At 51.6% G+C, this 783-nt stretch carries 1 rRNA gene; it reads left to right on the top strand.

Annotated elements, in window-relative coordinates:
* Nucleotides 1-783 (top strand): 23S ribosomal RNA (locus tag ACTJK5_RS22970); the annotation flags it as partial.

Genomic DNA, 783 nt, shown 5'->3' with positions numbered 1-783 from the left:
CAGGGAACTGAAACATCTAAGTACCTGGAGGAAGAGAAAGCAAATGCGATTTCCTGAGTAGCGGCGAGCGAAACGGAACATAGCCCAAACCAAGAGGCTTGCCTCTTGGGGTTGTAGGACATTCTATACGGAGTTACAAAGGAACGAGGTAGACGAAGCGACCTGGAAAGGTCCGTCGTAGAGGGTAACAACCCCGTAGTCGAAACTTCGTTCTCTCTTGAATGTATCCTGAGTACGGCGGAACACGTGAAATTCCGTCGGAATCTGGGAGGACCATCTCCCAAGGCTAAATACTCCCTAGTGATCGATAGTGAACCAGTACCGTGAGGGAAAGGTGAAAAGCACCCCGGAAGGGGAGTGAAAGAGATCCTGAAACCGTGTGCCTACAAATAGTCAGAGCCCGTTAACGGGTGATGGCGTGCCTTTTGTAGAATGAACCGGCGAGTTACGATCCCGTGCGAGGTTAAGCTGAAGAGGCGGAGCCGCAGCGAAAGCGAGTCTGAATAGGGCGTTTAGTACGTGGTCGTAGACCCGAAACCAGGTGATCTACCCATGTCCAGGGTGAAGTTCAGGTAACACTGAATGGAGGCCCGAACCCACGCACGTTGAAAAGTGCGGGGATGAGGTGTGGGTAGCGGAGAAATTCCAATCGAACCTGGAGATAGCTGGTTCTCCCCGAAATAGCTTTAGGGCTAGCCTTAAGTGTAAGAGTCTTGGAGGTAGAGCACTGATTGGACTAGGGGTCCTCATCGGATTACCGAATTCAGTCAAACTCCGAATGCC

It is taken from the genome of Agrobacterium sp. 22094, assembly GCF_052046015.1.
In the GTDB taxonomy this organism is placed as follows: Bacteria; Pseudomonadota; Alphaproteobacteria; order Rhizobiales; family Rhizobiaceae; genus Agrobacterium; species Agrobacterium cavarae.
This window is presented reverse-complemented; position numbering and strand designations above follow the sequence as displayed.